Origin of the sequence: Salegentibacter flavus (assembly GCF_900115145.1) — a bacterium.
GTDB classification, from domain to species: domain Bacteria; phylum Bacteroidota; class Bacteroidia; order Flavobacteriales; family Flavobacteriaceae; genus Salegentibacter; species Salegentibacter flavus.
Window position 1 is genome coordinate 1 of sequence record NZ_FOVL01000030.1, and the last position, 26838, is coordinate 26838.

The 26838-nt window shown below is 37.3% G+C and carries 24 protein-coding genes; 6 read left to right on the forward strand and 18 right to left on the reverse strand.

Annotated elements, in window-relative coordinates:
* Positions 1-393, forward strand: a 393-nt coding sequence (locus BM266_RS17185) for a Pycsar system effector family protein (protein ID WP_175494822.1), incomplete at its 5' end; no start/stop codon positions are given.
* A 226-nt stretch (positions 394-619) separates the two neighbouring features.
* On the opposite strand, the gene BM266_RS15865 is transcribed toward BM266_RS17185, so the two are convergent.
* From BM266_RS15865 to BM266_RS15925, 13 genes are all read right to left on the reverse strand, one after another.
* Entirely contained in the window at positions 620-820 is a 201-nt protein-coding gene (locus BM266_RS15865) for a hypothetical protein (RefSeq protein ID WP_093411428.1), read from the reverse strand.
* Positions 821-887: 67 nt separating this feature from the next.
* Positions 888-1793, reverse strand: a complete 906-nt coding sequence (locus BM266_RS15870) for a hypothetical protein (RefSeq protein WP_093411430.1) — start codon at positions 1791-1793, stop codon at positions 888-890.
* Entirely contained in the window at positions 1790-2242 is a 453-nt protein-coding gene (locus BM266_RS15875; protein ID WP_093411432.1) for a DUF2141 domain-containing protein, read from the reverse strand. The genes BM266_RS15870 and BM266_RS15875 overlap by 4 nt, the downstream gene beginning before the upstream one ends.
* Positions 2239-2634, reverse strand: a complete 396-nt coding sequence (locus BM266_RS15880; protein ID WP_093411433.1) for a hypothetical protein — start codon at positions 2632-2634, stop codon at positions 2239-2241. The genes BM266_RS15875 and BM266_RS15880 overlap by 4 nt, the downstream gene beginning before the upstream one ends.
* 35 nt (positions 2635-2669) lie before the next feature.
* Positions 2670-3791: an ABC transporter permease gene (locus tag BM266_RS15885; RefSeq protein ID WP_093411435.1), complete on the reverse strand. Its 1122-nt coding sequence runs from the start codon at positions 3789-3791 to the stop codon at positions 2670-2672.
* Positions 3791-4897, reverse strand: a complete 1107-nt coding sequence (locus BM266_RS15890) for an ABC transporter permease (RefSeq protein WP_093411437.1) — start codon at positions 4895-4897, stop codon at positions 3791-3793. The genes BM266_RS15885 and BM266_RS15890 overlap by 1 nt, the downstream gene beginning before the upstream one ends.
* 36 nt (positions 4898-4933) lie before the next feature.
* Positions 4934-5671 carry an ABC transporter ATP-binding protein gene (locus tag BM266_RS15895; protein ID WP_093411439.1) on the reverse strand — a complete coding sequence of 246 codons (738 nt, stop codon included), beginning with the start codon at positions 5669-5671 and terminating at the stop codon, positions 4934-4936.
* Complete coding sequence (locus BM266_RS15900) at positions 5661-6596, reverse strand: ABC transporter ATP-binding protein (RefSeq protein WP_093411440.1); 936 nt, start codon at positions 6594-6596, stop codon at positions 5661-5663. The genes BM266_RS15895 and BM266_RS15900 overlap by 11 nt, the downstream gene beginning before the upstream one ends.
* An 18-nt stretch (positions 6597-6614) precedes the next feature.
* Positions 6615-7511: an HlyD family secretion protein gene (locus tag BM266_RS15905; protein ID WP_310686965.1), complete on the reverse strand. Its 897-nt coding sequence runs from the start codon at positions 7509-7511 to the stop codon at positions 6615-6617.
* Between the two features lie 3 nt (positions 7512-7514).
* A complete protein-coding gene (locus BM266_RS15910) occupies positions 7515-8780 on the reverse strand; it encodes a TolC family protein (protein ID WP_093411442.1) in 1266 nt (421 codons plus the stop codon).
* Positions 8777-9385, reverse strand: a complete 609-nt coding sequence (locus tag BM266_RS15915) for a TetR/AcrR family transcriptional regulator (RefSeq protein WP_093411443.1) — start codon at positions 9383-9385, stop codon at positions 8777-8779. Before BM266_RS15915 ends, BM266_RS15910 begins: the two co-directional genes overlap by 4 nt.
* A gap of 108 nt (positions 9386-9493) precedes the next feature.
* Positions 9494-10708, reverse strand: coding sequence for a BamG family beta-barrel-assembly machinery protein (locus BM266_RS15920; RefSeq protein ID WP_175494823.1), 1215 nt, complete (start codon positions 10706-10708; stop codon positions 9494-9496).
* 16 nt (positions 10709-10724) lie between these two features.
* Positions 10725-12014, reverse strand: coding sequence for a DUF4270 family protein (locus BM266_RS15925; RefSeq protein ID WP_175494824.1), 1290 nt, complete (start codon positions 12012-12014; stop codon positions 10725-10727).
* A gap of 232 nt (positions 12015-12246) precedes the next feature.
* Between BM266_RS15925 and BM266_RS15930 the strand changes: the two genes are divergently transcribed.
* The 5 genes from BM266_RS15930 (at position 12247) to BM266_RS15950 (ending at position 16349) form a co-directional block, all read left to right on the forward strand.
* Positions 12247-13116, forward strand: coding sequence for a DUF6268 family outer membrane beta-barrel protein (locus tag BM266_RS15930; protein ID WP_093411448.1), 870 nt, complete (start codon positions 12247-12249; stop codon positions 13114-13116).
* 17 nt (positions 13117-13133) lie between these two features.
* On the forward strand, positions 13134-14114 hold the full coding sequence (locus tag BM266_RS15935) for a Kelch repeat-containing protein (protein ID WP_093411449.1): 981 nt from the start codon (positions 13134-13136) through the stop codon (positions 14112-14114).
* Positions 14115-14222: 108 nt separating this feature from the next.
* Positions 14223-14585, forward strand: coding sequence for a DUF4907 domain-containing protein (locus tag BM266_RS15940; protein WP_093411451.1), 363 nt, complete (start codon positions 14223-14225; stop codon positions 14583-14585).
* Positions 14586-14589: 4 nt separating this feature from the next.
* Positions 14590-15633 carry a sensor histidine kinase gene (locus BM266_RS15945; RefSeq protein ID WP_093411452.1) on the forward strand — a complete coding sequence of 348 codons (1044 nt, stop codon included), beginning with the start codon at positions 14590-14592 and terminating at the stop codon, positions 15631-15633.
* Entirely contained in the window at positions 15633-16349 is a 717-nt protein-coding gene (locus tag BM266_RS15950; protein WP_093411454.1) for a LytR/AlgR family response regulator transcription factor, read from the forward strand. The genes BM266_RS15945 and BM266_RS15950 overlap by 1 nt, the downstream gene beginning before the upstream one ends.
* A 568-nt stretch (positions 16350-16917) precedes the next feature.
* Here BM266_RS15950 and BM266_RS15955 read toward each other — a convergent pair.
* The 5 genes from BM266_RS15955 to BM266_RS15975 form a co-directional block, all read right to left on the reverse strand.
* Positions 16918-20049 (reverse strand): efflux RND transporter permease subunit, encoded by a 3132-nt coding sequence (locus BM266_RS15955; RefSeq protein ID WP_093411455.1) that lies wholly within the window; start codon positions 20047-20049, stop codon positions 16918-16920.
* Positions 20050-20058: 9 nt separating this feature from the next.
* Positions 20059-21243 carry an efflux RND transporter periplasmic adaptor subunit gene (locus BM266_RS15960; protein WP_093411457.1) on the reverse strand — a complete coding sequence of 395 codons (1185 nt, stop codon included), beginning with the start codon at positions 21241-21243 and terminating at the stop codon, positions 20059-20061.
* 13 nt (positions 21244-21256) lie between these two features.
* The gene (locus BM266_RS15965; RefSeq protein ID WP_093411459.1) at positions 21257-23665 is read right to left on the reverse strand and encodes a TolC family protein; all 2409 of its coding nucleotides are present in this window, start codon (positions 23663-23665) and stop codon (positions 21257-21259) included.
* Between the two features lie 416 nt (positions 23666-24081).
* Positions 24082-25116 carry a glycoside hydrolase family 130 protein gene (locus tag BM266_RS15970; RefSeq protein WP_093411460.1) on the reverse strand — a complete coding sequence of 345 codons (1035 nt, stop codon included), beginning with the start codon at positions 25114-25116 and terminating at the stop codon, positions 24082-24084.
* Between the two features lie 1079 nt (positions 25117-26195).
* Positions 26196-26438: a hypothetical protein gene (locus BM266_RS15975; RefSeq protein WP_093411462.1), complete on the reverse strand. Its 243-nt coding sequence runs from the start codon at positions 26436-26438 to the stop codon at positions 26196-26198.
* Between the last annotated feature and the right edge of the window lie 400 nt (positions 26439-26838).

Sequence of the window (26838 nt, forward strand, 5' to 3'; positions counted from 1 at the left end):
CTAATAGGAATTCAAGTGCTAAATGTCGAGAGTGCGGGGGTGAAGGAAAATTATGGAATAAGGATTTTAGTTATAGGTGGTTTATTATCGATGGTAATGGCTTTATTCAGTATGTTACCGCATCGGTATCTTGGAAAATCCTTCAGGAAAAGTAATTACCAGGGAACCTTATATGCCGCCAATTTTTCCAAACAGTCATTGGAAGAATTCAGAAAGGAATTTGACCGGATAATGATAGATGGACAAAGCCTTTATAATGAAATGATTAGTGATCTGTATTTTCTGGGGAAAATTATCGCAAAAAAGCAAAGACTTTTAATGTTTTCCGTTATGATATTTCTTTTTGGTTTGACAGCAGCCATTAGTTATTTTTTAATGAATGAATTCACCTAAATAGAAGGATTTCTATTTCTCCTTTGGGTAACCTTAAAAATTACTTAAGTTTTATTGCAAAGGAAGATCATAAATAAAATATTCCCTTTCTCTTCTTTGGACCTTCAAGAACTAAGATTACTCTAAAGTCTGTTTTGCCGGATGGGTGTCGTTTTTCCGGAATAGCACGCCGAATTTCAGGTGATTGGCTGTGTGTTTTTCACCGGATTTTACACATTTAAAGTACTTAACTACATTGGCCAGTACAAAAATAGCATCCTACAGCATCTTCGAATTGTTTTCGGGCCCTTTTTACCGCGGTATGGCAACTGGCAAAATTTCCAATATATTTCATCTTCTCTTTTTTAGGCAAGCGATAGCAGCCTTCTTCATGTACTTCGTTTTCACCAAAAACGGTTTTTTCGATATCAATATAATACAACTTCATTTGTTGGATTTTTAACTTTGTCAGATGTTAGGTGATTTTTAGGTATAATATTACCCTATATAATGGGCTAAAACCTCAAAATTTCTGTCATCAACCCGAAGCGGATTGCAGCAATGTCGTTATGATAATATATGTTATAATAGTCTCTTCCTTTATAGGCCTGTATAAAAAAACCAATATCTTCTAAAAATTTGGGATGGTAGTATACAGTTAAAGTGGCATTCAACCTGTTTATATCAAGCAGGTCCCAGTCATTTACCTGGTCCAGCATTAAAGAGGTCTCAAGTTTCAACGAAAAACGTGCTCTCCTGCTTTCAGTGAAAAAGGGTTTGTCCATAGGTAATTTGTAGGCAAGAAAAGAGTTATGCCATCTCAACCCACTGTATGTGCCTCTCATTTCTCTAATCATCCAGCCAGAAGGGTGGACTTCAACTGATGATTTTAAGAACCCTAACGCATTACGTTTATGGCTATAGAAGCTTTTGAGAACCCCAAATTCTAAAAAATTGGTTGCAAAATTTCCTGATTGAAAATTCACTTCCGTATAAGTAGAATCTTTATAGAAAGGATCCTCCTGGCCATTCGAGTGATGAGCAATTTTTCCAAAGATGGAAGTTTTTTTCAAAGCTCCAGATTCGGATATCATGTGATACAATGAGATTTGAGGAATATAACTGGGGGTTTGAACCGGATAGGATTCTTTGTCATACATCCTGATCCTTATTTGTGGAGTAAGGATCGCCATCAGTTTAGAATCCGCCCTTTCTCTGATAACGAAATTTGGATTTACATTGGCTTCGAAAATTAGCGGCTCAAGATTGCCTATATCTGTAGGGAAGGTAATATAGCTATCACTCTGATTGACCAGAGCCATTTTGGTCAGATCCAGCTTTGGCAAAGAATCTATTTCATCCTGGGCAAATGTGATTATATGTAATAACAGGAAAAAGCCTGTCAAGACTTTGATTTTCATTTATAGATAAGCTTGATTTTTTTCGTTGTATCTCCAGTTAGTTCGAAACTGGCTTTTGAAAAGTCAGGACGGTTTGAAAGAGATATTTTATCGAAGTTGGTAAGCCCAAAACCTTCCTTAGGAAAGAAGAATGTTTTATCAATTTCTTCATTGCTATTTTCATCATGAAGAAGGGTGACTGCATAACGTCCTTTGGGTAAATTTTTGAAAGTTACAGATGATTTTCCATCCTGAACCTCTCCTACTTCTTTTTTGAAATATTTTTTAAGTTTCTCATCGGGTATAGTTCCATCCTGATTGTAAAGGGCAAATTGGGCTACACCCTTGGAGTTTCGGAAATTATCCGCCTCTATATGCAGTGTGTAGTGGTTTTCCTTAGTCGATTGGGCCATTGATAATCCAAATGTAAAAATGCTCAAAAGGGTCAGTAGTGTTTTCATTATTTTCATCTTTTTATTTTTTTTATGGTTTTAAAGTATGCATACAGGGTGAGCATACTGGTAAAAGTTATTCGTATTAAGAGAGCCACCAGTGTTTCTGTTTCATAATTCTCTCCATTTTTCAGTAAGAGGATAAATACTGTAATACTTATAACAAGGGTTATTAGTATTATTAGCAGCAGATACAGTGTCCATTTTCTGGAATAGGCCAAACCAATGGCTGCTAGCAGATATAATGGTCCGGTAAGAAGATTTACCCAAAGAATAAAGGAGGGGTAATTTCCTTCTTTTTCAAGAACATCAGAATATCCGAACAGAACCGAGCTACTTGCAAATAGGGTAACTAATCCAAATATTGCAGCTGCAAGGCTTAATAGATTTTTTAGATTCAGTTTGCTCATCTCTTTGCCTTTATTGAGTGATGGTTTTTCAATGCTTAATTTGTTTTCTTATAACTCCATACAGCAAGCGCATTCATAACCAGGGCGTAACCTGAAATGATTGTTAGCTGCGGTATAATATCTTTAAAGCCCGATCCTTTGAGCATTACCATTCTGATAATTTCGACAAAATACCTGATGGGGTTTAGTAGGGTTATTTTTTGGGCCCAATCAGGCATACTCTCTATGGGAGTAAAAAGGCCGCTCATCAGAATAAAAATGACAACAAAGAACCAGGCAATAAACATAGCTTGTTGTTGAGTATCGGTATAATTAGAAATAAATAAACCCATACCCAGGATCACCAGGAGGTAAACAGTGGTAAACAGATAAATAAGCGGAATGCTTCCAATCATCGGCACTGCAAAAATGATCTTGGAAATCAAAAGACCTATAGTCATTATAAGTAGACCTAGAGCCCAGAATGGAAACAGTTTTCCTATTATGAACTGGTATTTTTTTATAGGGGTTACATTGATCTGTTCGAGGGTCCCTATTTCTTTTTCCCGGACAATATTCATCCCGGAGAGGAAAAGGGTCAACATTGTAACCAGTAGAACCAGGATCCCCGGAACCATGAAAATCTTATAATTAAGTGTGTTGTTGTACCAGAAAGAGGGGACAGTTAGAACTTCAATTTTTTGATTTTGCAAGGGATTAAAGCCGGTGGTGCTGATTGCAATGTTCCTGTTGAAGTTTTTAATGATTTGATTGATATAGACACTTTCTACCCCTGCTTTGGAACCGTCTATTGCATTTATATATACTCCCAAATCAACTTGCTTTTCCCGAATAAGCTGGGTATGAAAATCGGAAGGGATCTCCAGGATTACATCTACTTCCCCTTTTTCCATGGCTTCATAAGCATGTTTATGGGAAGGGAAGGAATTAAGAATATTAAAATAAGTGGAGGCTTCAAAATTCTCTACAAGGCCCCTGGAAGATGAGCTCCTGTCATGATCTACATAGGAGAATTTGATATTTTCAATATCGAAGGTGGCTGCGTTAGATAGAATTATCAGTTGCAGTAAGGGAAGAACAAAAATAATGGGTAACATCCCTTTGTTCCTGAATATTTGCCGAAACTCTTTCTGAACGATATAGATTATGGTCTTCATTATTCTAATCTGATTTTATATTTTTTAATACTCAGTGCAATGAGAAAAACAGCCATTACAATCAGAATGACTGTTTCTTTCCACAGATAAATAAGACCAACTCCTTTTAGCATGATACCTTTTAAAATAATTATAAACCATTTTGCAGGTATAAAGTGACTGATGTATTGCAGCAGATCAGGCATACTGGAAATGGGGAAGATGAATTCTGATAGCAGGATCACGGGTAACATAAGCCCCATAAGTGAGATCATCATGGCTGCCTGCTGAGTTTCAGCAATGGTTGAGATCAAAATTCCCAAAGAGAGCGCAGTAATAATGAACAGAACAGTTTCAAAAGCCAGAAGGATTAAACTACCTTCTATAGGCATTCCAAAAACCGTTACACCCAAAATAAGAATAACCAAGGCATTGATTATTGATAGAAATATGTAAGGAAAAACCTTTCCAACAACAACCTGGACTGGCTTTAAGGGAGAAACCAATAAAATTTCCATAGTACCCAATTCCTTTTCCCGGGTAATAGAAATAGAGGTCATCATGGCCGACACCAGCATGAGTATAACTGTCATTACCCCCGGCAGAAAATTGAATACACTTTTAAGCTCTGTATTGAAAAACATTCGTGTTTGGATATCTATCTGAACACCCATGTCTGATGTACTGTTTAATTCCTGCTGGTAATGCTGAATTATAGACTGTACATAATTAACAATGGTATTGGCCGTATTGGGTTCTGTAGCATCAGTGATTACCTGGATCTTTCCCTTGTGGAGCGCATGCAGGTTTTCCGCGAAGCCTTCTTCAAAGACAAGAAAAGCTTTAACTTCTCCTTTTTTGAACACAGCCTCTATTTCGTTCTCATTTTCCACAACATTTTCTATTGTGAAATATTCTGATGCGTTTATTTTATTAATGATCTTAAGGGTCTCGTGATCTTTTGATTTATCTAGTATTCCTAGTTCAACATTGTTGATTTCGTTTGTAATGGCAAAACCAAATAGAAGAATCTGGGCTATGGGCATTCCAAACAAAATAAACATGGATCGCTTATCGCGAAAAATGTGATAAAACTCTTTTTTTACAAATCCGATAAAACGTTTCATATAAACTTTTATAAGGCTATTCTTTGCTATAAGAACCTATTCGATATTTCTAGCCAATTTTAGGAATACTCCATCCATAGAATCGACTTTATACTCAGTTTTTAAATTTTTAGGGGTATCCAGAGCCTCTATTTTTCCCTCCACCATTATGGAAACCCGGTCACAATACTCAGCTTCATCCATATAATGCGTGGTCACAAATATGGTGGTGCCCTGCGAAGCCTGTTTATAAATTAATTCCCAGAATTGGCGGCGGGTAATTGGGTCCACCCCTCCTGTTGGTTCATCCAGAAAAACAATCTTCGGATCATGTAATAAAGCCACTGAAAATGCTAGTTTTTGCTTCCAGCCTAGAGGGAGTGCCCCGACAAGCTTATTAGCAACCTCCTCCAAACCGAGACTTTCAATAATTTGTTTAATTTTATTTTTTATCGTTTTCCGATCCAGACCATATATTCCGCCGAAAAAAGTGATATTCTCCTTTATAGTTAGGTCATCATACATAGAGAATTTCTGACTCATATAACCAATATTCTTCTTGATTTGATCGGGCTGGGAAAAAACATCCAAGCCGGTCACAGAAGCCTCTCCTGAAGTTGGTTTTGAAATTCCGATTAGCATTTTCATCGCGGTAGTTTTTCCTGCACCATTTGCTCCAAGGAAGCCGAAAATCTCCCCTTTATAGGTCTTAAAGGAAATCTCATTTACAGCGGTGAAGTCTCCAAATTTCTTGGTTAGATTTTCTACCTCTATGACTGTTTCTTCAGGCTTCATTTTCTGTGGGTTTTACATCTTTCTTCCTGGCCAAATCCATAAAGACATCTTCGATACTAGGGGAGGTAGGTTTGATGCTTATGTTCTTATGGTCTCTTTCTGATAAAAATTTCTCTAATTTTTCAGGATGAAAGTTCTCATTTGAATGTGTATAATGAACAAATTCTCCGAAGGCATATACGCTTTCATTTTCGGGGAATTCCTTTAGGTTCTGTATAAGCTGGTACATATCCTTTGCTTCTACATTATAAATCTGCTTTTCATGTTGGTCAATAATATTCGAGGGTGAGTCTATTTTTAATATTTTACCCTCCTGGATTAGTGCGATCCGATCGCAAAGGGCAGCTTCATCCATATAGGGGGTTGAAACCAGGGTAGTGATTCCTTTGTCGTTTAGCCTTTTTAGCATGTCCCAAAACTCCTTTCGGGAGACTGGGTCTACCCCGGTAGTGGGTTCATCGAGGAACAAGACCTTCGGTTTATGGATAAGGGCACAGGACAGGGCCAGCTTTTGTTTCATTCCGCCTGAAAGTTTTCCTGCCCGTCTTTTTTTAAAAGGCTCGATCTGGACATAGATATCTTTGATCAGGTCGTAATTCTCTTCTATGGTAGTGCCGAAAATGGTCGCAAAAAACTCCAGGTTTTCCTCAACAGTCAGGTCCTGGTACAGCGAGAATCGCCCCGGCATATACCCGACAGATTTTCGTATTTCCTTGTAATCCTTCACGACATCATATCCTGCGACCGTAGCTTCGCCTTTATCAGCAAAAAGCAATGTGGTAAGAATTCTGAAGAGGGTTGTTTTTCCTGCACCATCCGGACCGATCAGGCCGAACAGTTCACCAGGTTTCACCTCAAAGGAGATGTCATCGACCGCTGTGACCTTTTTGTAAGATTTGGTAATATTTTTTAATGTGATGCTCATATTATTTCTTTCAATAATCTACTCTTCAGTTGACACCCACATTTCAGCAGGCATTCCTATTTTGAGGGAACCGTCATTCTTTACTTTTACATCAACAGCATATACAAGATTTGCTCTTTCTTCCCTGGTTTGAATGGTCTTAGGGGTAAATTCGGCCGAAGAGGAGATCCAGGTAATTTTCCCGGGGTAGGACTTCATATTTTCCTTTCGGGAATCAACTTTCACCGTTACTTCCTGGCCGAGTTCTATATCTGAAAGCTGGGTTTCACTAATGTACACCCTTAGGGTCAGAAATTCTAAATCAGCTATTTTGTACAATGGTTTCCCGAACCCTGTAATTTCCCCTGGTTCAGCATATCCTGCCAATACGGTTCCTTTTAAAGGGTTTTCAATGATACTTTTTTCTATCAGGTCATTAATCTTTCCAATTTGAGCATCGATTAATTGAATCTCATTCACTATAGGTGCATTCCTGGTCTTGACATTTTTTATTTCCTCCTTTATCACCTGTACTTCCCCTTCAGTCTGGTCGACCTGCCTTTGTGTTGCTGCATTTTCGGCAAAAAGGTTTCTCACCCTTTTTTCTTCCTGTTCAGCAATTTTTAATTTTTCATTTAATACATCTATTTGTGAGAATACACCCTGAGATTTAGAGGCTACTGTTTTTTTAGAAGCCAGTAATTGCTGCTTTTCCCAATGAAGTTGTGTGGTATCAATCAGGGCCACCTGGATTCCCGATTCAATTTCATCCCCCTCCCGGACATTAAAATATTTAATTTTCCCCTGGGCTTCTGCAGAAACTATAATCTCTGTAGCCTCAAAATTGCCATATCCATCTGCTTTATTTTCATCGCTGCAGGATACAAGGCCTGCAATTGTAAATGATACCAGTATTAAAATTCCTTTTTTCATCATGGTTTATTTTTCAGTACTTCCTTTTATTACCTTGTAATTTGCTTTTGCCATTTCAAGATCTATCTCATGAAGTTGTTGATTTATTTTTGCTTCGTATAAATTGTTGAACTCGGTTAAGTATTCCGAAGGGGTGATTATTCCGTTGTTAAGATGTGAATTTGCTGTTTCGACAATTCCCTCGCGTAATGCAATGATCTCTCTGTCCTTAACCAGCATATTTTGGATCTTGACAATATTCCTGTTCGCTTCCTCTAGTTCAATATTGTTATTGAAATTGAAGGTCTCTCTTTCTGCATCTATCAGCTCTTTAGAAATGTCGAGGGATTTTTTCTGTTCTTTAACCTTTCCCCAGTCAAATACATTCCAATTCAGTTTGACTCCCACCATATAAAAATCCTGGAATGAATTGTCAAGGAAATTGTACCCGGGTTTACCGTAACCTCCCTGGGCAAAACCATATATGTTCGGGAAAAGGTTTTTTGAAAGGAGCTTTTTGTTTTGGTCCAGTTCTTCTTCTTTAAGTTTGAACAACTCAGTCTCAGGCCGGGATCCTTCATTATGAATAAACATTCGCTGTTGAGGTAATTCCAGGACCGTTGAAGTGTCCACGGGTTTGGCTATATATGCCGATAGACTATTTAATGCTGAATGAAGCTGGGATTCCAATTCATCCTGTTGTTGTTTAACTTTTAATATTTCAGCTTTTAAGACGTCCTCAGATGCGGGTAAAGCCGTTCCGTATTTTACCTGAGATTCCAGTTCATCTACTCTCTCAGACAAGACATCCCGTTTGGAGTCCAGAAGATCCATTTGTTCCCCAAGTTGTAAAATTGAAAAATAGTACTTGTTGATCCTTTTTTTTATTTGATATAGGGTAACCCTTACTTCCTGTGCCTGAGCCTGTAATTCTAATTCTTTAAGATCACTTCTGGAATTTATTTTACCTCCATTGAATATTAATTGTTCAACATCCAGGGTAGCCCGGTATTGGTCCTTGTCAACCGATTCAAAGCTTTGACCGCCAAAATCTATCGGGATTTCTGTAACGTCTGATTGGTAACTTGCTTTTGCATTTACATCTATTTTTGGCAGGTAATCTTTTTGGATTACTTCCAATTCGCGAGCAGTCTTCTCTTCCAAAAGTGTTATCTGACTGGCTAAAGGATAATTTTCTTCTGCGAGATCATAGCACTCTCCAAGGGTCAGGATTTCCTGAGCCGAGGATACTGAACTAATCAAAAGCAGTATTAAAACATTTATTTTTTTCATTCTTTTACCTTAATATGATTGATAAGAATATTTGATATTTCTTCTTTTCTTTCCTCCATCAACTGTTTGTAGGTCCTGTCATTTATTTTCAGGAAGCCTTTTATCAGAGGAGCAGCTAAGAAGGGGAAAATATTGAGTGATAGGAGATGGATAAAAAGCTGTTCCGCCTTTATAGATCTTATTTTACCATCCCGTACTTCTTTTTCAACCTGTGCCTGAAATTTCCGAAAGTCGGGAAAGCCTTTTTTGGTTTGGAGGACATTGATGAAATCCGAATCCCGGTTAAGTTCCTGGATTATAAAATTTGGTAGGTAAGGGTGTTTTTGGGTAAAACTAATATAGCTGTAAGTAAAGTCCCTTATTTTTTCAAAAAGGTCAGTATCATCATTTACAACTTTATTTATCTCCGGTGCAATGAGAGAAAATGCTTTGGTGAAAACGGCCTCAAAAAGGAATCGTTTGCTTCTGTAATAATAATGTAGCATTGCTTTATTAATTCCTGCTTCATTAGCGATTTCCTGCATTCTGGCACCATCCATTCCTTTACGTTGAAACACCCTTTCTGCTGCATTTAAAATATGATCTTCTGTTTTCTCGTCTTTCATTTTTTTCCTTTTACATTAACTAATTTATTTAACCAGCTGCATTAACCAAATGGTTGACAAATATAAATAAATTTTTCAGTCCTTTCATACTATAATTTTTAATTTTTTTCAGTCAAATTTTCGTTTAACAAACCAAATATCCTGCAGGCTGATATTTAACGATAGAAGATGATAATTTTCCTGTATCATGATAGTGGAGAGTTGTCCCTCTTTTCCATAGGAGTAGTGTAGGTTCAACATTGATTTCCTTCTACTGTTAATGGGAAATCCCAAACCTAAACTGAAAGCAACATTTTGAACCTTTTCATTATCTATTTCCAGATTACCAGAATCATACTCAAAGCCTCCACGATATTTCACCCGATTAAAATATTTCAATGGGTTACCGCCCGGAGAAAATTCCAGGCCGACTCCCAATAAATTCTGGTCTACATAATCTCCCAGGTTGTCAGATTGGTCTGTTTGGGTCCAAAAATTTCGTTTATAATCGAGGTAAGCCGTCATTTTTCTGCTTAAACTGGTTTCGATTCCAATTCCAATTTCAAGGGGCAGATAAAAACTTTGTAGCTCTAAATCATGTGATCCTTCTAAGGTTTGTCCCTCATATACCTGGGAATATGCCTGGACCTGTCCTCCAAAAAGTTCTGAGGGTGAATTTATCACCAATCCGCCTGTTAATTTCTCACTCCAGTCATATTGTAATCCTAATCCTATTCGTCCCCCGACGTAATTACTTTTTTCTCTAACAACCGTCGCATTGGTCTCAATAATACTCCTTTCATTTTCTGTTATTGTACCGAAAAGCAAGGATCCCGAAGCACCAATCCTTAACTTATCAGAAAGTGTGGTTCCAAAACTTACTTTAAAATCATTTAAACCTCCATAGCCTTCGATCGTGCTGTAAAATTTCCGTTCTGTTCCTTCAATTTCAGCTTCAATACCATAGATGGAATAACCTACATTGGTATATGGAAGGAGACTTATGCCCAAACCTGATTTTTCCGAAAGAGGTAACGCGATTGCAAGGCTAGAAAAATTACCACTGCTTTTATCCTCAGTTTCTCCGGATTTGGTCAAATAGGACTGCTGATACCTAAGGCCAACGTCATAAAAAAAATTATTAAGAGGGACTGCCGCAAAAGAGGCTGGATTAAGATTATTTATCTCCTCGGTTGAGGATAAAGCAATACCGGCTTTCCCTAAGGCATTCGTTTTTCCCGGTCCCAACTTATTGGTCAATCCTAAACCGTAGTATGAGTAGGGTGACACCGAAAGTTCATTACTCTGAGACATAGATATAGTGGTATAAAAAAGGAGAATCAAAAACGAATAGTTAATTTTATTCATCATAAATGGCATAGGTTATTTCAACTTTCATCTTTAGTTCCTTTGCGGCAGCCTCTCCATACAACTCAAAGGCATCTACAGAAGAGGTTAAATTTGGGGCATAAATCAAAAGGGACCAGTCGTCCCCGTCGTATGCATTATTTTTATCATCAATAAATTTTTTGATCGGGACCGAATATCTAATTATGCTAAATTCACCTTCTTTTTTTTCAATATTCGCTATGGTTGGCTGGTTATTGTAACCGACCACGTCCGCTATTATCTCATTTCTATGATTAATGATAAACAGACGAAGGGAATCTTTCACCGGCCGTATGGTTCTATCCTTAGAAGTATTTAAATAAAACTTCAATTTTGCTTCTACAATACTTCCTGTTCCTTCGATATCTTCAAGGCTTTTCAGATGGGGTATTTCAATTTTTGTTGCAATACCAGTCCCCGCCTGGATATAGCTCAGGTTTCCCGTTTCACTACTCGGGACACTCTGTTCCTGAATAGGTAAACTTGGTAAGGGGTCTTTGGTTAATCCCGCTGATGTATTATGGAATGTATTTTCAGGCAATACTTTAAGGTCTAGTATTTCCTCTTTATCTTCTAATTCCTCTTTATTTGTATAATAAATTCTTAGAAAACTATTTTTAGAGAAGGCCAGGATTGCTGTGCCTGAGTGATCAGGCTCCAGGACCAAACCTTGATATCGATTCAAAAATCTGTCAGGATTTGTAATCTCCTGATCCTGTAATTTTTTGAAGAGTATCTCACCGAATTGTTTATCTAAGGAAATATGGACTGAATCTTTAGATCTTGGCCTGGGGGCGAATTCATGTGCTGTAAGAATACCTGGGGCAGAATCATAATAACTGGTGTTATAATAGAACTGATCATGAGGCTTCAGGTCTTCGGTCACTTCAGAAATCAGGAACTTTTGAGAAAATAATGTGTCCCCTGTACTATATCTGTCATACCTAAGAATAAAAGCTATAGAATCATATTTCGCTTCAGAATCAATATTATATCGGGTTGGTAAAAATTGGAAATAAGACTTGCTATTTACTTTTCCAAAGACGGGATCATCATATTGTCCTATCAGCACGCGTTCGGAGCCCGAAACAATTAAGGAATCGAGTTTTAAAGTTGATGATTTAACGCTAAGGGTATCAAAAAGAATAATCCTCGTATCACTATTTATCCATTTGTCTCCTATTGTAGATTCTTGAATCTCATCACTGCAGGCAACTGCTGTAAAAATCAAGAGTATAAGGGTGAAGCTGCGCAATTCCATTCTGCCTGTCTTTTTATTTTTGGCAAACATATTCAGAGAGAAAGGAGAAATAAAGGATTTTAGACTAAACGGTATTTTTTCCATTCCAGACAGCATAATCTGCCGATGAAAATGAACTAAGGAGCTTCGTCTTTAAAATCTGCTGATTGGACGACCTTTTCTTCCTGTTGATCTATTTTGTTTTTCCTTCGGGAGATTCACAGATATTTTTGGGCAAAATTCAATAATGAGGATGGAAAATAGATTGGTATTGATTCTGGTTTTAGGTCTTGGAACTAAAAGTTTTGCCCAAACCAGTGGCGAATATATAGGATTGCAGTACAGTCTTTATCCGTCAGGTGAAGAATATACTACAATTAGCAGGTCTAAATTATATGCAGGTTTCACCAGTCGATTTAAGCATTTAAGTTTTGAACATGCCCTGGGATTCGAAGTAGATCATTTGGACTTCCCTATAGAATATTCGACTAACGATAATAACCCTTCCAGGATATATGATTTCAGCTATGCTGTGAACTTAAACTATGAGATATCCGAGTTCCTGGAACTTCATCTTGAATTAGAACCTACTCTCACAAGCGATTTAAAAAACAGCCTATCTTCAAAAGATCTTTTTCTTTATGGAGGAGCCTTTGCTTTACTGAGGGGAGAAGTAGATACAAAGCCATTTTATTTTAAGCTGGGAGTGGCCTACTCCAGATATCTTGGAGAGCCTGAATTTCTTCCAGTGCTGTCATTTTCTTCCAGACTTTCCGAAAGATTATATTTTAAACTGGGATTCCCGGAATCTAAAATTACGTACATGTTGGGTCCGTCTGGTTCTTTGAGTGCTGGGTTGCAATACGAAGGTAAGTATGCCAATTTAAGTTCTCCTCGCTACCTGGAAGACAATGATCCTGCCAATAAATTAAAATGGGAGTGGTCTTCCCTAAATGTGAATTATTCTTACGAACTAAATAAATTTTGGTCATTCGATTTTGGTATAGGTTACCTTCTAAAGAATAATTTTTCCTTAAGGAATGAAAATGAAAAAACTATCTCAACCTTTAAGTTGGATTCATCTCCTTTTCTTTCTTCAGGAATCAAACTAATGTTTAACTAAAAATAATATAGATAGAGATGATAAAGAAAAAAATAGTAATTCCGGTATTACTTCTAAGTCTTATAAGTATAAGTTGTAGCACCGATGATGATTTTGAAAGAGGAAACTGGATCAGTCGATCCGTCTTCGATGGAATTCCTCGAACGAATGCAGTCTCATTCACCATAGGAAGTAAGGGTTATATGGGAACCGGCTATGATGGAGATGACTATTTGAATGATTTCTGGGAATATGACATAGTGGGAAATTACTGGGTACAAAAAGCGGACTTTCCAGGTAAACCAAGAAGCGCAGCGGTGGCCTTTGCAATTGGTAATAACGGGTATTTAGGGACAGGTTATGACGGGGATATTGAATTAGACGATTTCTGGGAATATGATAGCAGTACTAATAGTTGGACACGGAAAGCTGATTATGCAGGAGGAATTAGGAGAGAGGCGATTGGTTTTGGTATAGCCAACCACGGATATATAGGTACCGGATATGACGGGAGTAATGACAGAAAAGATTTTTTTAAGTATAATCCATCTGAAGATAGATGGGAAGAATTGTCTGGATTTGGTGGAGAAAAAAGAAGGTCTGGCACCTATTTTATTATAGACGAGCTGGTGTACATAGGTACGGGTGAAAGTAATGGCCTCTACAAGGATGATTTCTGGGTTTTTGATCCAAAAACGGAAATATTTACAAAGAAGTTGGATTTGGATGAAGAAGATGATTATTCAATAATGCGATCAAGGGCCGTAGGGTTTGAACAGCATGGACTGGGGTACATTGCCACCGGTTACCGGGGGGGGAGCCTCTCTACTATTTGGGAATATAATCCCCAAATTGATGAATGGGAAGAAATCACATCCCTGGAAGCGGTTGTAAGACAGGATGCTGTTAGTTTTAGTACAGGTGACCAGTCTTTTGTAGGATTGGGAAGGTCCGGCACAATATATTTAGATGATCTCTATGAATTATTTCCTCATGAGGAATATGATGATGAAGATTAAAATGTTTGGTTAGTTTGGTTTTGTTTAATTTGTTAGCAGAAACCTGAAGTTGTTTCGCTGTGATATCCCAATTATGGTGTAAATGACTTTAGGTTTCATTTTTTAAATATGGGGAATCTTACAAAAATTTTTGATTTTAATTTTTTAATTGCAGGAGTGGTTGTTTCTTTGATTTTGGCATTTTTAGGAATGAATCAAATGCTCATTCAAAAAAATGTTAAAAATAATGAGCTTCAGGTAGAAATTTATAAAACCGGGTCTGGTTTTGGGTATAGAATTCTTTCAGAAGAAGATATTATAGTTCAGCAGGATTTTATACCTGCTATAGAGAACAACCAACCTTTTTGTGACCGGGAAGATGCTGATCGGATAGCATCTTATGTATTACAGAAGATGCAACAGGGATCAAATCCTGCGATCTCTCTTTCGGAATTAAGAGAATTGGAAATTTCATTTAATTGTGCTGAATAAAAAAATGTTCAAAATTTTTCAATGGCATAGGGGGAAAATAATTCTTCTGCATCTACTAATATGGCTTGGTTTAGGTGTCATAAATTACCTGCCTGATTATCTCATCCTGGGCACCTACACCTATGGATTCCCTTTAACATACATAGGATATGTGGTGTTGTTTTATTTTAATTATTTAGTTCTTGTCCCCCAGCTTTTGTTAAAACTACGCATTTTCTATTATGTAGTTTCTGCTGTTTTACTTCTCACACTGTCTGTCATGTTTGGTTATATTATGGAACCACTGACTTCGCCGCTTTATGTCTTAAGGGAATCTTTTTCGAATCTGGAAATTTCTCCCTTATTCAGGACGTTCAGCATAATGAGAATCATCATAATAAACCTGGCTTTTTTAATTGCAGGGACAATAATTAAGTTATATAAGGAGTGGGTAAAAAACAAAATACGAGAGAAGGAAATTGAACGACAAAAAACACTTTCAGAATTGAAATTTCTGAAAAACCAGTTAAACCCTCACTTCCTGTTTAATTCTCTTAACAGTATTTATTCTCTAGCCCATAAAAAAAGTCCTGAGGCTCCAGAGGCAATTATAGCCCTTTCAGAATTAATGAGATATATGCTGTATGAGACCAATCACCATACGGTATCACTTGAAAAAGAATTGAATCACATTCGTAGATTTGTTCAGTTGCAACGTTTACGACTAAAAAATACCAGCGGTATTAATCTTGAAATTACAGGAAAAGTTACTGCCCAAAAGATCAAACCACTTATTCTAATATCTTTTATTGAAAATGCCTTTAAACACGGGATAAACGAAAAGGGGAATTCTATTGTCGTTATTAAAATTCATGTAAATGAAAATCACTTGGTCTTTTTCTGTTCAAATTTTTTGAAGAGCCAACCAAACCAAAATAAATTTTCTGGGATTGGCATAAAAAATAGCAAGATGCGATTAAACCTTTTATACCCCGATGCCCATACTTTTGAGGTGAAAGAAGAAGGAGGTAATTTTATTGTAAATTTAACACTCAAATTAGATCAATAATGACTGTAGTAATTATAGATGATGAGCCTTTAGCTATTGAAGTCATTGAATCTTACATCCTTCAGGTTAATGGGCTGGAACTTTTAGCAACATGTACTAACCCTCTGGATGCCATTAATGTTTTAAACAAAAATAAGGTGGATCTGATATTTCTGGATATAGAGATGCCAAACCTTAATGGATTGGATCTGGTAAGAAATATTGAAAATTTACCACAAATTATTATAACCACTGCTTATTCTCAATATGCTTTGGAGGGATTCGAATTAAACGTGACTGATTATTTAATAAAACCTGTTCCTTTTCATCGGTTTTTAAAAGCTGTTGCCCGGGCTAAAAAAAATCATGAACTGGAAATAGGTTCAAGAAAGGGGACCGAAAATGAGACCGACGATCCTCAACCTGATTTCATATTCATAAAAGCGGAATATGACAGAATGAGAGTAAACCTGAATGAGTTGGCATACATTGAAGGATTAAAGGATTATTTGAAATTTCACCTGAAACCATCTGGGAAGGTCCTATTGACCTTGTCAAGTTTTAAAGAAATATTAGAAAAACTTCCATCCTCCAAATTTTTTAGGGTTCATCGATCTTTCGTTGTTAATATCGATTTTATAACAGCGATTCAGAAAACAAAAATCCAGGTTGGAGATGTGAGGATCCCTATAGGAGAAAAATACAAAAAGGAAGTATATAAGCGTTTGAACCTATAAGATTATCTCGAAGAAACTTTTGGATATAGTAAATTCAGAGTTTTTCAGATTGTGATTCCAGCATTAGCCCTTCTTTCAGATAAGTATTTATCAGCACCCCTCCTAAAATATCAAACCTCCTATCGATATATAAAATGGATAATGTGTTTAAGTATAGGTAAGGTAAATACTCTGTAAATTAATGAAAATTTCTAAAAATCGGAACCTCCTAAAAACTCTCCTGGCTTTATAAAGTCAATCCAGAAAGACTCTTTCGCTAATCATTGGTTGGTAGAAAAAAGATAGCTAGGAGAGAAAACAAGGTTAATCATTCCAGTATGATAATAGTTTTGCCTTCTATGTAGGATCTGAGTTATTTATCTTGTGTTCAACAGCATTAGAGAAATAACGGGCTAAATCGCGGAATTTGATATATTTCTGTTCTATTTTCTATAAAAACCAACGGCATTTTCTAAGGATCGTTTTTACGGATATTTATACCTTAAAATGGTAAGCGTAAGTGATTTATTAGTTTTTTTAGGTACTGAGATTTATTTCTTACTTTTTTTTTGCCTGTTTTCACGCTATCTTAATGGTGCAAAGTAGAAGCATCGAATTCATAATCTTTAAAACTTACTCTAAATAGCAAGCGATATAATACCGGAACAAGTAAAAGAATCAGTACAGTGGCAAAAAACAACCCGAATATAATTGCCAAAGCCAGGGGTTCCCACAACAGCCCTCCACTTATCAATAGGGGAATCATCCCCAATGATGTGGTCAGTGTAGTAAGGAGTACAGGTCTGAATTTGTGATTGGCAGCTCGCATAATAGCATCCTGCCAGGTGATATCTGGTCCCTCTTCTTTCTCTACATCAATACGGTCAAGCAGAACTATGGAGTCATTGATCAGGATCCCTGCTAAGGCAATCACTCCAAGAATTCCGAAAAAGCTAACGAAAGATTGTCCTATATACCAGCCAATGACTACACCTATCATACCTAGTGGAATGGTGGCAATGATAATCCCTGCTTTTCTTATAGAATTAAACTGCAAAACCAGTAAAAATATAATAAGCCCGAAGGAAATGGGTAACCACTGAAAGATAGCCCCCAGGTTTTCGTTGGTATCCTCATCTTCGCCTCCAAAGGAGTAACTGTATTTTCCGTCCCATATTTTGTTTTGTTCTTCCAGCCAGGGGGTAAGGTCCGTGAAAATATCCTTGGCTGTATATCCGGGTTTCAGATAACCTCCTACAGTTATAGTTCTGTTTAACTCTCTCCTGTTTACCTTGGCAAATTGCCAATCCAGAATTACGTCTGCTATTTGGCCAAGGGTGACATTCAGATTGGTTTGAGGGGAATAGACATTTAGGGAATTTACGTATTCAATGGAATGTTCTAGTTCCGTAGTGGGTTCTTTCAAAATTATGGGTATACTTTTAGTACCTTCCCTAAAGCTTCCCACAGAAAAACCAGATAAACCGGTAGATAAAGCAGTAGCAATATCTGCATTGGTGAGACCTACGCGTTTGGCTTTTGTCTCATCTATCTGGACAATTAATTTTTTAATTTTTGGTCCCCAATCATCAGTAACATTCTTAACTCCTTTAACGGTATACATTTGCTGTTTTAACTGTTCCGCGATTTTTGCTAAGCCTTCCATGTCTTTCCCTGAGATATATATTTCCACAGGAGTGCCTGCTGCTCCGGCTCCACTTAGCCTGTTCACCCTTATATCTGCTTCAGGCAAATTGGTATAACAGAATTGATCCAGCTTTTCTATGATGTATTCATTATCTGTATCTCCGGTGGTGTTTAGAAGCATGTGTGCATAATTGGAGTTTGGTTCATCCTTCATAAAGCCCAGGTCATAGGCTTCAGGACCTTCTCCGATGTAGGACGAGAAGTCAAGCACACCTCGTTCGTTTCCGGCATTCGTTACCAACAAGGAATCTTTTATATATTCTTCTACTACCGCTACCGTTTTTTCGGTTAATTCAATTTTGGTGCCGGTAGGCAGTTTTATATCTACGGTAACCAAATTCCTGTCACTATCTGGTACCAGTTTGAAAGGAAGAAATGGCAAGGCAATAAGAGATATAACAAAAAGGGATAGTACAACCCCAGTAACGAGCAAAGGGTTTTTCAGTGCTTTTACCAGTACCTTGTTGTACCAAAGGTTTAACTTTTCCATACCTCTATCCAGCCGGCTCTGTTTTTGGTGATGTGACTTTTGTTTTACTTTTACAATCGCGAGGGCCAGTAAGGGAACAAAAGTGAATACTAAGAACCAGGAACTTAGTAAAGCAATGGTTACGACATAGAACAGCGGAGAGGCCATTTCTCCCATTGGCGTTTGTGCCAATGCAAATGAAAGGAACGCACTTGAAGTGGTAAGGGAAGAAATAAGCAGCGGGATCATCAGTAATTTGCATGCGGCAATGGATGCATCACGCACACTTTGACCAGATCCAGTGCGGGTTAAAATGGACTCTGCCATAACAATCCCATTATCAACCAACAAGCCCAATGAGATAATCAAAGCCGCCAATGATACTTTATTTAACCCGATATCCAGTACATACATGAAAAAGAAGCTAAAAAGCACTACCATGGGAATAAGTGCTGCCACCAACGAACCGGTCCTAAAGCCTAAGAAAAGTAACATGACTGTAAGTACAATTACGATACTCTGGATTAATGACACCAAGAAATCATTGACCTGCTTGGAAACAATCTGGTCTTGTGATGCAACCCTTACGAGTTCTATTCCAATGGGGAGTTCGGTATTGATTTTTTGAATCAATTGACTCACATCATCTCCTAGGTTTACAATATTAGCTCCATCCCTTAACGAGATATATAAAGCGATAGCCTGCTCACCATTTACCTTTACAATTTTCTCTCTGGGAGCAACATAGTCGCTATATACATTAGCGATGTCTCCAAGGAGTAGAGAAGCTCCATTTGATACCGGGATCAGGGTATTCTTAACATCGTCTATGGTCTCGAAGTTTCCTGTAGGTTCAATTAAAATTCGTCGTTTACCCAAAACCAATTCGCCACCTGAATACAAGATATTGGTACTTGCAATAATATTTTTGAGTTGTTTTGCGGTCAGCCCGTATCGGGATAATTGCTGGTCGTCCATTTCTATGTAAACCCGTTCTTCCTGTATTCCTCCATATTTGACTTTTTCAACATCGGGTAGTTGTAACAACTCATCTCTTATATCTCTGGCATGTTCCTCTACAATATTTTGCTCAACACCATCACTTGTGACACCAAGAATAACCCCGAAAACAGTTCCTATATCCTTATCTTTCACCATCGGGCCAAAGGTTCCTTGTGGAAGTAAGGGTTTTATATCATCCATTTTTTGCCGGAGTTCATCCCAGACGTCTCTTAAATTTTCATTAGAGATTTCATTCTCCAATTCGATCGTAATGACCGACAAACCTGAGCGTGATTCACTTTCAATTGATTTTACTTCTACCATCTCTCTAATGGACTCTTCCAAAGGGTCAGTAACCAGTTCTTCTACTCTCAAAGGGCTTGCTCCAGGAAATTGTGTAATTACGGTTGCCATTCGAATCGTGTAAGGTGGCATACTGTCCTGGGACAAATCGAAGTAGTTCTTTACGCCCATTGCAGCAATGATAATCAAGGCAATGATGTAGATACGGCTATTATTGAGGGTGTTTTTGGTAAGGTTCATTGACAAAAATTAATTATTTGCTGCTTCCTGAATTTTCACAGTCATACCATCATACAAAAACCGGGTGCCTGCAGTTATTACTAATTCATCGTTTTTCAATCCTTCTGTGATGATGTATCCATTCTTAGTTATGGTACCTACTTCAACCGAGCGCCTTCTAGCAATAAACAGGTCGTTCTCTTCCTCATCCAATACATATACGAAATGCCCATCAACATCTTTAGATACAGCATCGGTATCTATTATTATCAAGTGGTCAGGATCAGAGGCTTGTTCTAAAGGAATCTTTACTTTTGCAGACATCCCGGGTTTAATTCCAGTGGTATGGTCTTTAAAAGATACCTTAATTGGATAACCTGTATTTGTAGGGGTCTTGGGAGTTATTTCAATAATTTCTCCTGCGGTAGTTTTATTCAAGGAACTTAGTTCTATTGTAACTTCTTTACCATGTTTGATCCGGTCAATCCACAATTCCGGAACTACACTTTTTACTACCAAATCATCTTGAGAAGACAATACCATGACCGGAATTCCCGCACCTACCATTTCATTTTCTTCCATTAACACTTGAGATACCGTTCCATTGGAAGGAGCATATAGCCGGGTGTAGTCCAGTTGATTTTGGGAAGCACTAACCTGGGCATTTGAGGCTTGTATCTGAGACAAGGCAGCCTTGTTTTGGGCTTTGGCGGTATTCAACGCAGCCTTAGCGCTTTCATATTGTGATTTAGCATTCTCATATTCAGCTAATGAAACATGGTTGTTTAAGTACAATTTCTCTGTTCGTAAATAATTTGATTTGCTAGAGGCCAAGGTGGATTTAGCTTTTTCCACCTGGGCTTCTGCCGCTTTTTGATTAGCGATAGAACCTTCTTTTCCTGCAATTGCCTGCCGGACTTGCACCTGATAATCACGGTTATCAATGACAGCAAGTAAACTTTCTTTGTCTACTTTTTGTCCCTCTTTCACCAAAATATCAGAAATAACACCTCCCGATTTAAAGCTTAGCTTAGCTTCCTGGTTAAAAGCCACAATACCCGGAAGTATGGTTTCCTGCGTGGTAGCGTGGGCATCGGCTCGTTGATAGAAAACAGTACGTATGGTTTCTGGATCTTTGGCATCTTTCTTACAGGCGGAAGCAAGAAAAAGAGGAGCAATAAGACACCCGATCACATAAAGTTTAATAGTATTCATATTTTTTCAAGCTTTATTTTGAGGTGAATAAAAATTGTTGAAGTCTATTTTGGTAATCCAATTGATCTTCATCTGATTCCAAAAGTTGTATTTTACCTGTAAACCGCTCCAGCAGAACATAATCCAGGATCATTTTATACTGGGTTTGCAATACCAGTAATTCTGCATTAAATTTCGCAGCCTGTGCATCCAGGAGTTGGGTAATAGATATAAATCCCTGTTGGTAGGATTCATTTGCCTGCACAAAATTGGCGGAAGCCGCGGTAGCTGCATTTTTGGCATGTTGATGAGATCTATAGGACCAATTAAATTGCTGAATCTGGGAACGGATATTTCTTTCTAAAGTGTTCTCGACTTCTTGTTTTGAATATTCAAGATCTTGTAAATCCAACTGAGCCAGTTCAAAGCTGGTTTTGCGTTTTCTGTTGTCCAGTATCGGAAATTCAATCCCTATACCGGCATTCCAGGTGAGGTCTTGCGGTGGTGGTGGTACGGAGAAGTTTGGATTTGTTTGAAGACCTTCTAAGACAAAGATATCATTAGCAGATGCAAAACCTACCAGGCGAGGGAGGATAAACTCTCTCTTTGCCGATTTGATCCGGCGTGAAATGACTTTATCTGTTAAACGTAATTGCTGAAGTTCCGGGGCATCTCTACGCATTTCATTCAGGTAGAAACCAGCAAGTGTCTCTAATAAAAATTCATCTTCAAGATAAGGAGCCAACAACGTCTCCGGAAATTTGAAAACAGATTTGATATCAATGCTCTCCGGGAGGTCATAGGAAGTAGCGATAGGTTGGTTCAGACCTTCATTCAAGAGGTACAGAGCTTTTTTATAATTAGCCTGTGCTGTGTTCAATTGGATATGTCCGAGATTGAGTTCACTCAACCAGCGATTGACGTCAGATTGTTTGCTTGCACCCAGTCTTTCTTTGTTTTTGGCAGTTGCTAAATTTTGTTTGATCAGATTTAAATTTTCATTTTGCAAGTCGAGATCGGCCTTGGCTAACAATAGAGAAACATAATTCTGGGTAATGTTTACTACAGCGTCCAAGATAGATTGTTTATGTTTTTCCTCTAAATTTTCATTCAGTAGTTTCTTTATGGCAAGATTGGCAAAGAGAGGTTCGGAGAACAGAACCTGCTGAAAATTCAAGCTTCCACTAAAGGTCATTTCTCCTTTCTGCCCTAAAGAAGCGGCGACCAGGTTATCACTTAACCATACGTTACTGGCAGAAGCATTGACTTCAGGCCTCAATAGGGCTTTGGCTTGTTTTATCTCCTGCAAGGACTTATCAACGGTCACCTCAGATTTTTTTAGAGAAAGCTTCTCCTGGATTCCCATAGCGAGGGCTCTTTCTATCGTAAGCGTTTCACTGGTGGGGGAGGATGCTGTGTTGATGAGGATAGATTGCTCCAGATATTCCCATTCGGGCAGTTTGCCAATTTGCCGGACACCTTCCATGTTTATAATTAACTGGAAGGGTGTAACTTTTTTAATAATAGGGATTTCAGCCGCATTCGTTCCTTCAAAAATATGGCGGGAATCAAGAGCTACCTTTCTTATGGAGGGTTCCATAAGTTTTTCTTCAAAGATACTTGCTGTCCATCCCTTATTGAAAAATGGATCACCGATTGAAAAAGAAGGTATACCCATTTCATTAGCCTGATGAATAAAGTTGTTTACTAATAAGGTATCTTTAAACGCCGTAGGTATGATAAGAAGTCCTTGAATTGAGTCTGGTATTTTCGTGTGGCTAGGCAAAAGAGGAGTAAGCCTTGGAGTTTCTTTATTGTGCAATTTCTCTTCACCCAAAAGGAACTCCGGTGCACCCAGCACGCCTATCTCAGTAATATTAAACATGTCGGAAAAAAGACCTGCCACGTCCTCAAAAGACTGATATGGAGAGGTGAAAGTATAGTTATTAATACCGGTTTTCGTAACGGAAGTATCTTTCATAACCATCATGGCTATGGAGGGAATGGGATAGTTTCTTTTCTGGTGTAATAAGGCACTACTTTGGAGCCCAATAGCAATAACCAGATCTGCCTCCCCGGAATCAAAAATAGTATGTAAATCCGTTTGGATTCTTTCCGAATCACCATTTCCTGAAAAACTCTGGTAGGCGATGTCATACTGACCAATGAGCAAATTATTTATCTCATTTTTTAGCTGTTGCTCCAAACTGTCTAAATAAGCGGTATGATTATCTTTAACGATAGCAACAGTACGTGTTTGGGCAAATACCATAGTATTACAATAAAGCACGATCGCAATAGTTAGGAAATAGGAGAATTTGGGGATACTCACAGACATATGGGCTAGATTTATATTTAGTTTAAGGAATGAAATACCAACTTTTGAAAGGCCATTTACTTCTTTTACATCTATGGCAGTTTCGGTTGAGATAGAACAAGACACATTGAAGAGAAGTGTTTTTGGTAAGACTTTTTATAGTGAATCCTTTCCAGCTGGCTACTAAATGATTTTCAGACTGCTTTGAATTATTTATAAGTAGGGGGGGTAAAAAGTTTATCATATGGCACACTGTAAGTGAATATTCCACCTTGCTAATATAATATGTTAATTCGATGATAATCAGTGTTTGTAAGCTGGTAGAGACTATATTATCCATCAAGCACAAAAGTATTTTTATGGAAACCATCAGGACAATATACTACTTTAAAAATTCTGTTGTTTAAGATATTCTGAAAGGGCATAAGGAATGATGATGAGAAAAAATTAATTACTCTTGGTTGTACTAAGGTAAGCGTTTCAAATAATTGATCTAAAGTTCCATTTATTTTGGAATTAGTTGAAAAATTTTATCTTTTACTTTATTTTTTATGTGCCAATAACTCTTTGGTTAATTCAGATAAAGACATTGATGCACAGGCAATAAGTTCATCGGCAGCACCATAATAAATGTATAGGGTATCTTCAAAAACCACTGCACCCGTCGGAAAACAAACATTATTCACCTCGCCTGTCAATTCCCATTGATATTCAGGTTTAAACAAGGGATAAGGTAGTCTTGCAATTTCTTTTTGGGGATTTTCCAAATCGAGTAGTGCCGCACAAGCTGAATAAACGTTACCTTTTGGACTGTTTTTCACCCCGTGGTATATCAACAACCATCCAAAATCTGTTTCAATTGGTGGGCAACCGCCGCCTATATAGCTTAGTTCGTGATCATATTTTGGCAAAAACAATACAGCTTCATGAACCTGAAGAAAGTAATTTTGCCAAAAAGTAGGGGTTAAGCCTTGTAAGGGGTCTGCTGTTGCAACAAATTGGACTTTACCTCGTATACGGTGCATGAAATAATATTTTCCATCAATTTTTCTTGGAAAGAAGATTATATTTTTATCCCAAACAAGCATTTTAACTCCATCTTTTTGATGGATTCCTTCTTCTATACGGTAGCCATAACGCTTGAAATCGACTAACGGATTTGCTTTAACTAATTTGATAAACTCTCCATGGGTAAACTGCGGAGCTAGAATTCCTCTTTTTTCAAAATGGATTAAATCTTTGGAGGTTGCCAAACATCCCAAAGCATTTATGCCATCGAAAGCGGTATAGGTTAAATAATATAAATCTTCAATTTTCACAAGTCTTGGGTCTTCAATTCCTTGGCATTCATAATCAAATTCTGGAACTAAAATGGGTTTGTCAAGTCTTATTTCCATCTGTAATGGCCCATTTAATTTACAATAACCAATACTGGAATAATTCCCTTCGCTTACCGCTCTATAAAATAAGTGCACAAATTCACCTTCTCTAATAGCTGCGGGATTTAAAACACCGCTATTTTCAAAATCCAATGCCGTTTTTTCTAAAATAATCCCCTCTTTTTTGACATTTAACATACTTGATTGTTTATTAAATTGACCAAAGTATAGCCAATCTTACTATTGTTGTATTTAAATTTTTGTTGTATTTCATTGATCTATTCAAGGAATTACAGATAAATAACTTTAATGTTTATCGTTAGGTTTTTGTTTACTCCTTAAATTGCTTTGGAAAATGTTGGTTGATTCAACCTTTCGATGGATTCATAATTTCAGAATCAGATACCTTTGCTTTGAATTGGCAACATATATTCTTTATCTATTTTTTAATATGTCTTGAAGTTTGGACCCATAAAATCGGGTTTTTCTTATCAAATGTTTTAAAGCCTGATCCTTTGGGCATTACCATTCTGACTATTTCGACTAAATACTGATTGGGTTTAGTAGGGCAGCTTGCAGGTCCCAATCAGGTATACTCTTTTTGGGGAGAAAGAGGCCGCTCATCAAAATGAAAATGACAACAAAGAACCAGGCATTAAACATAGCTTGCTATTGGGTATCTGTATATTTAGAAATACCCAACATTACCAGAAGGTAAATACTAATAAATAAGTAATTGAGAGGAATACTTCCGATAATACATTAAAATACGATCTTCTGTTTTTTCGTCTCTCATTTTTATCCTACTTAACTAAATTGTCTAACCAAATGAATTAACCAACTGGTTGGTAAATATAATATATTTTTTTAAATAAAGAAAGGATGTTTTATAAAATCTGGGTAGTGCTCATTTTCCTTACACATCCTTTGATTTGCGAGCTCTATATTATTAAGGATGATTATTCTAAGCCCATTAACCTTATCTATCTTAGTCAAATCCATACGAAATTACATCACGACTGCTCCTAAACTGAAAAATAGTAGTGGTATAAAGAAATACTCTTAAATACCTAAAACTTGCCAAAGCAAGGCTAAGTTCTCTGGACTACTCTAGGGCGAATTATTCAGAGACAATAGGTTAATTAAAATAAAGAAACTGTTGTTACCACTAAAAGCAGGTAAACCCATCTATCTTTTGTTGACAAAGGATCTGCTAGTTTTAACACCGTCTTGAATTTAATTAAATATTGTATTATATTTCACTAAGGTCTTTCCTATTATCTTTTCGGGTTTTCTGAAAAATTTCGGTGCTCTTGCAAACTCAATTTAGCCAATATGTTATCCAAACCCATATTCATTGCATTTTCACCTTTGGGGGTTAAAATGATCTTATCATCTACAATATCTATTAAATTGTATTTGAGGAGGTCATTGAACTTTTCTATTAAGGAATCTTCAGCTAAAATGGCTATGGCATCACCATTCTTAATAAGTTCGATAAGTTTTTGAGTTGATCTCATTTATTCTGTTTAATCTTCTGATGATCAAACAACCAAATTCGGAAAGGCATAGGAGAGGAAATATGATCCTAATCATATTTTAGATGATTTTTTATACAATAATCTCATTGCCAGCTGTTCTGTCCTCAACATTACTACTTATCTCAATTGATCTTTAACTGCGAGACTGGCTTTTAAAGTACAAAGCTTTTATGCCCCGATCGACGGTTGCTTATGGAAAAAATACTCAAAAATAGGGACCGCTACATTAGCTGTTTTGACATCGCTTTAATCAGCGGATTCTGGCGATAGGGTGAAACCAATCACTTTTATTGGATACGTACTTTCTTTTTAGTCTTTATGAATCTCCGAACAGTAGGAGAAGATATATACCACAATATAAAACCACTTAAAACCGTGA

Bases quoted from the DNA above. Each gene is read 5' to 3' on its own strand.
- BM266_RS15865 (WP_093411428.1), bottom strand. From the start codon at position 820: ATGAAGTTGTATTATATTGATATCGAAAAAACCGTTTTTGGTGAAAAC.
- BM266_RS15870 (WP_093411430.1), bottom strand. From the start codon at position 1,793: ATGAAAATCAAAGTCTTGACAGGCTTTTTCCTGTTATTACATATAATC.
- BM266_RS15875 (WP_093411432.1), bottom strand. From the start codon at position 2,242: ATGAAAATAATGAAAACACTACTGACCCTTTTGAGCATTTTTACATTT.
- BM266_RS15880 (WP_093411433.1), bottom strand. From the start codon at position 2,634: ATGAGCAAACTGAATCTAAAAAATCTATTAAGCCTTGCAGCTGCAATA.
- BM266_RS15885 (WP_093411435.1), bottom strand. From the start codon at position 3,791: ATGAAGACCATAATCTATATCGTTCAGAAAGAGTTTCGGCAAATATTC.
- BM266_RS15890 (WP_093411437.1), bottom strand. From the start codon at position 4,897: ATGAAACGTTTTATCGGATTTGTAAAAAAAGAGTTTTATCACATTTTT.
- BM266_RS15895 (WP_093411439.1), bottom strand. From the start codon at position 5,671: ATGAAGCCTGAAGAAACAGTCATAGAGGTAGAAAATCTAACCAAGAAA.
- BM266_RS15900 (WP_093411440.1), bottom strand. From the start codon at position 6,596: ATGAGCATCACATTAAAAAATATTACCAAATCTTACAAAAAGGTCACA.
- BM266_RS15905 (WP_310686965.1), bottom strand. From the start codon at position 7,511: ATGATGAAAAAAGGAATTTTAATACTGGTATCATTTACAATTGCAGGC.
- BM266_RS15910 (WP_093411442.1), bottom strand. From the start codon at position 8,780: ATGAAAAAAATAAATGTTTTAATACTGCTTTTGATTAGTTCAGTATCC.
- BM266_RS15915 (WP_093411443.1), bottom strand. From the start codon at position 9,385: ATGAAAGACGAGAAAACAGAAGATCATATTTTAAATGCAGCAGAAAGG.
- BM266_RS15925 (WP_175494824.1), bottom strand. From the start codon at position 12,014: ATGGAATTGCGCAGCTTCACCCTTATACTCTTGATTTTTACAGCAGTT.
- BM266_RS15930 (WP_093411448.1), top strand. From the start codon at position 12,247: ATGGAAAATAGATTGGTATTGATTCTGGTTTTAGGTCTTGGAACTAAA.
- BM266_RS15935 (WP_093411449.1), top strand. From the start codon at position 13,134: ATGATAAAGAAAAAAATAGTAATTCCGGTATTACTTCTAAGTCTTATA.
- BM266_RS15940 (WP_093411451.1), top strand. From the start codon at position 14,223: ATGGGGAATCTTACAAAAATTTTTGATTTTAATTTTTTAATTGCAGGA.
- BM266_RS15945 (WP_093411452.1), top strand. From the start codon at position 14,590: ATGTTCAAAATTTTTCAATGGCATAGGGGGAAAATAATTCTTCTGCAT.
- BM266_RS15950 (WP_093411454.1), top strand. From the start codon at position 15,633: ATGACTGTAGTAATTATAGATGATGAGCCTTTAGCTATTGAAGTCATT.
- BM266_RS15955 (WP_093411455.1), bottom strand. From the start codon at position 20,049: ATGAACCTTACCAAAAACACCCTCAATAATAGCCGTATCTACATCATT.
- BM266_RS15960 (WP_093411457.1), bottom strand. From the start codon at position 21,243: ATGAATACTATTAAACTTTATGTGATCGGGTGTCTTATTGCTCCTCTT.
- BM266_RS15970 (WP_093411460.1), bottom strand. From the start codon at position 25,116: ATGTTAAATGTCAAAAAAGAGGGGATTATTTTAGAAAAAACGGCATTG.
- BM266_RS15975 (WP_093411462.1), bottom strand. From the start codon at position 26,438: ATGAGATCAACTCAAAAACTTATCGAACTTATTAAGAATGGTGATGCC.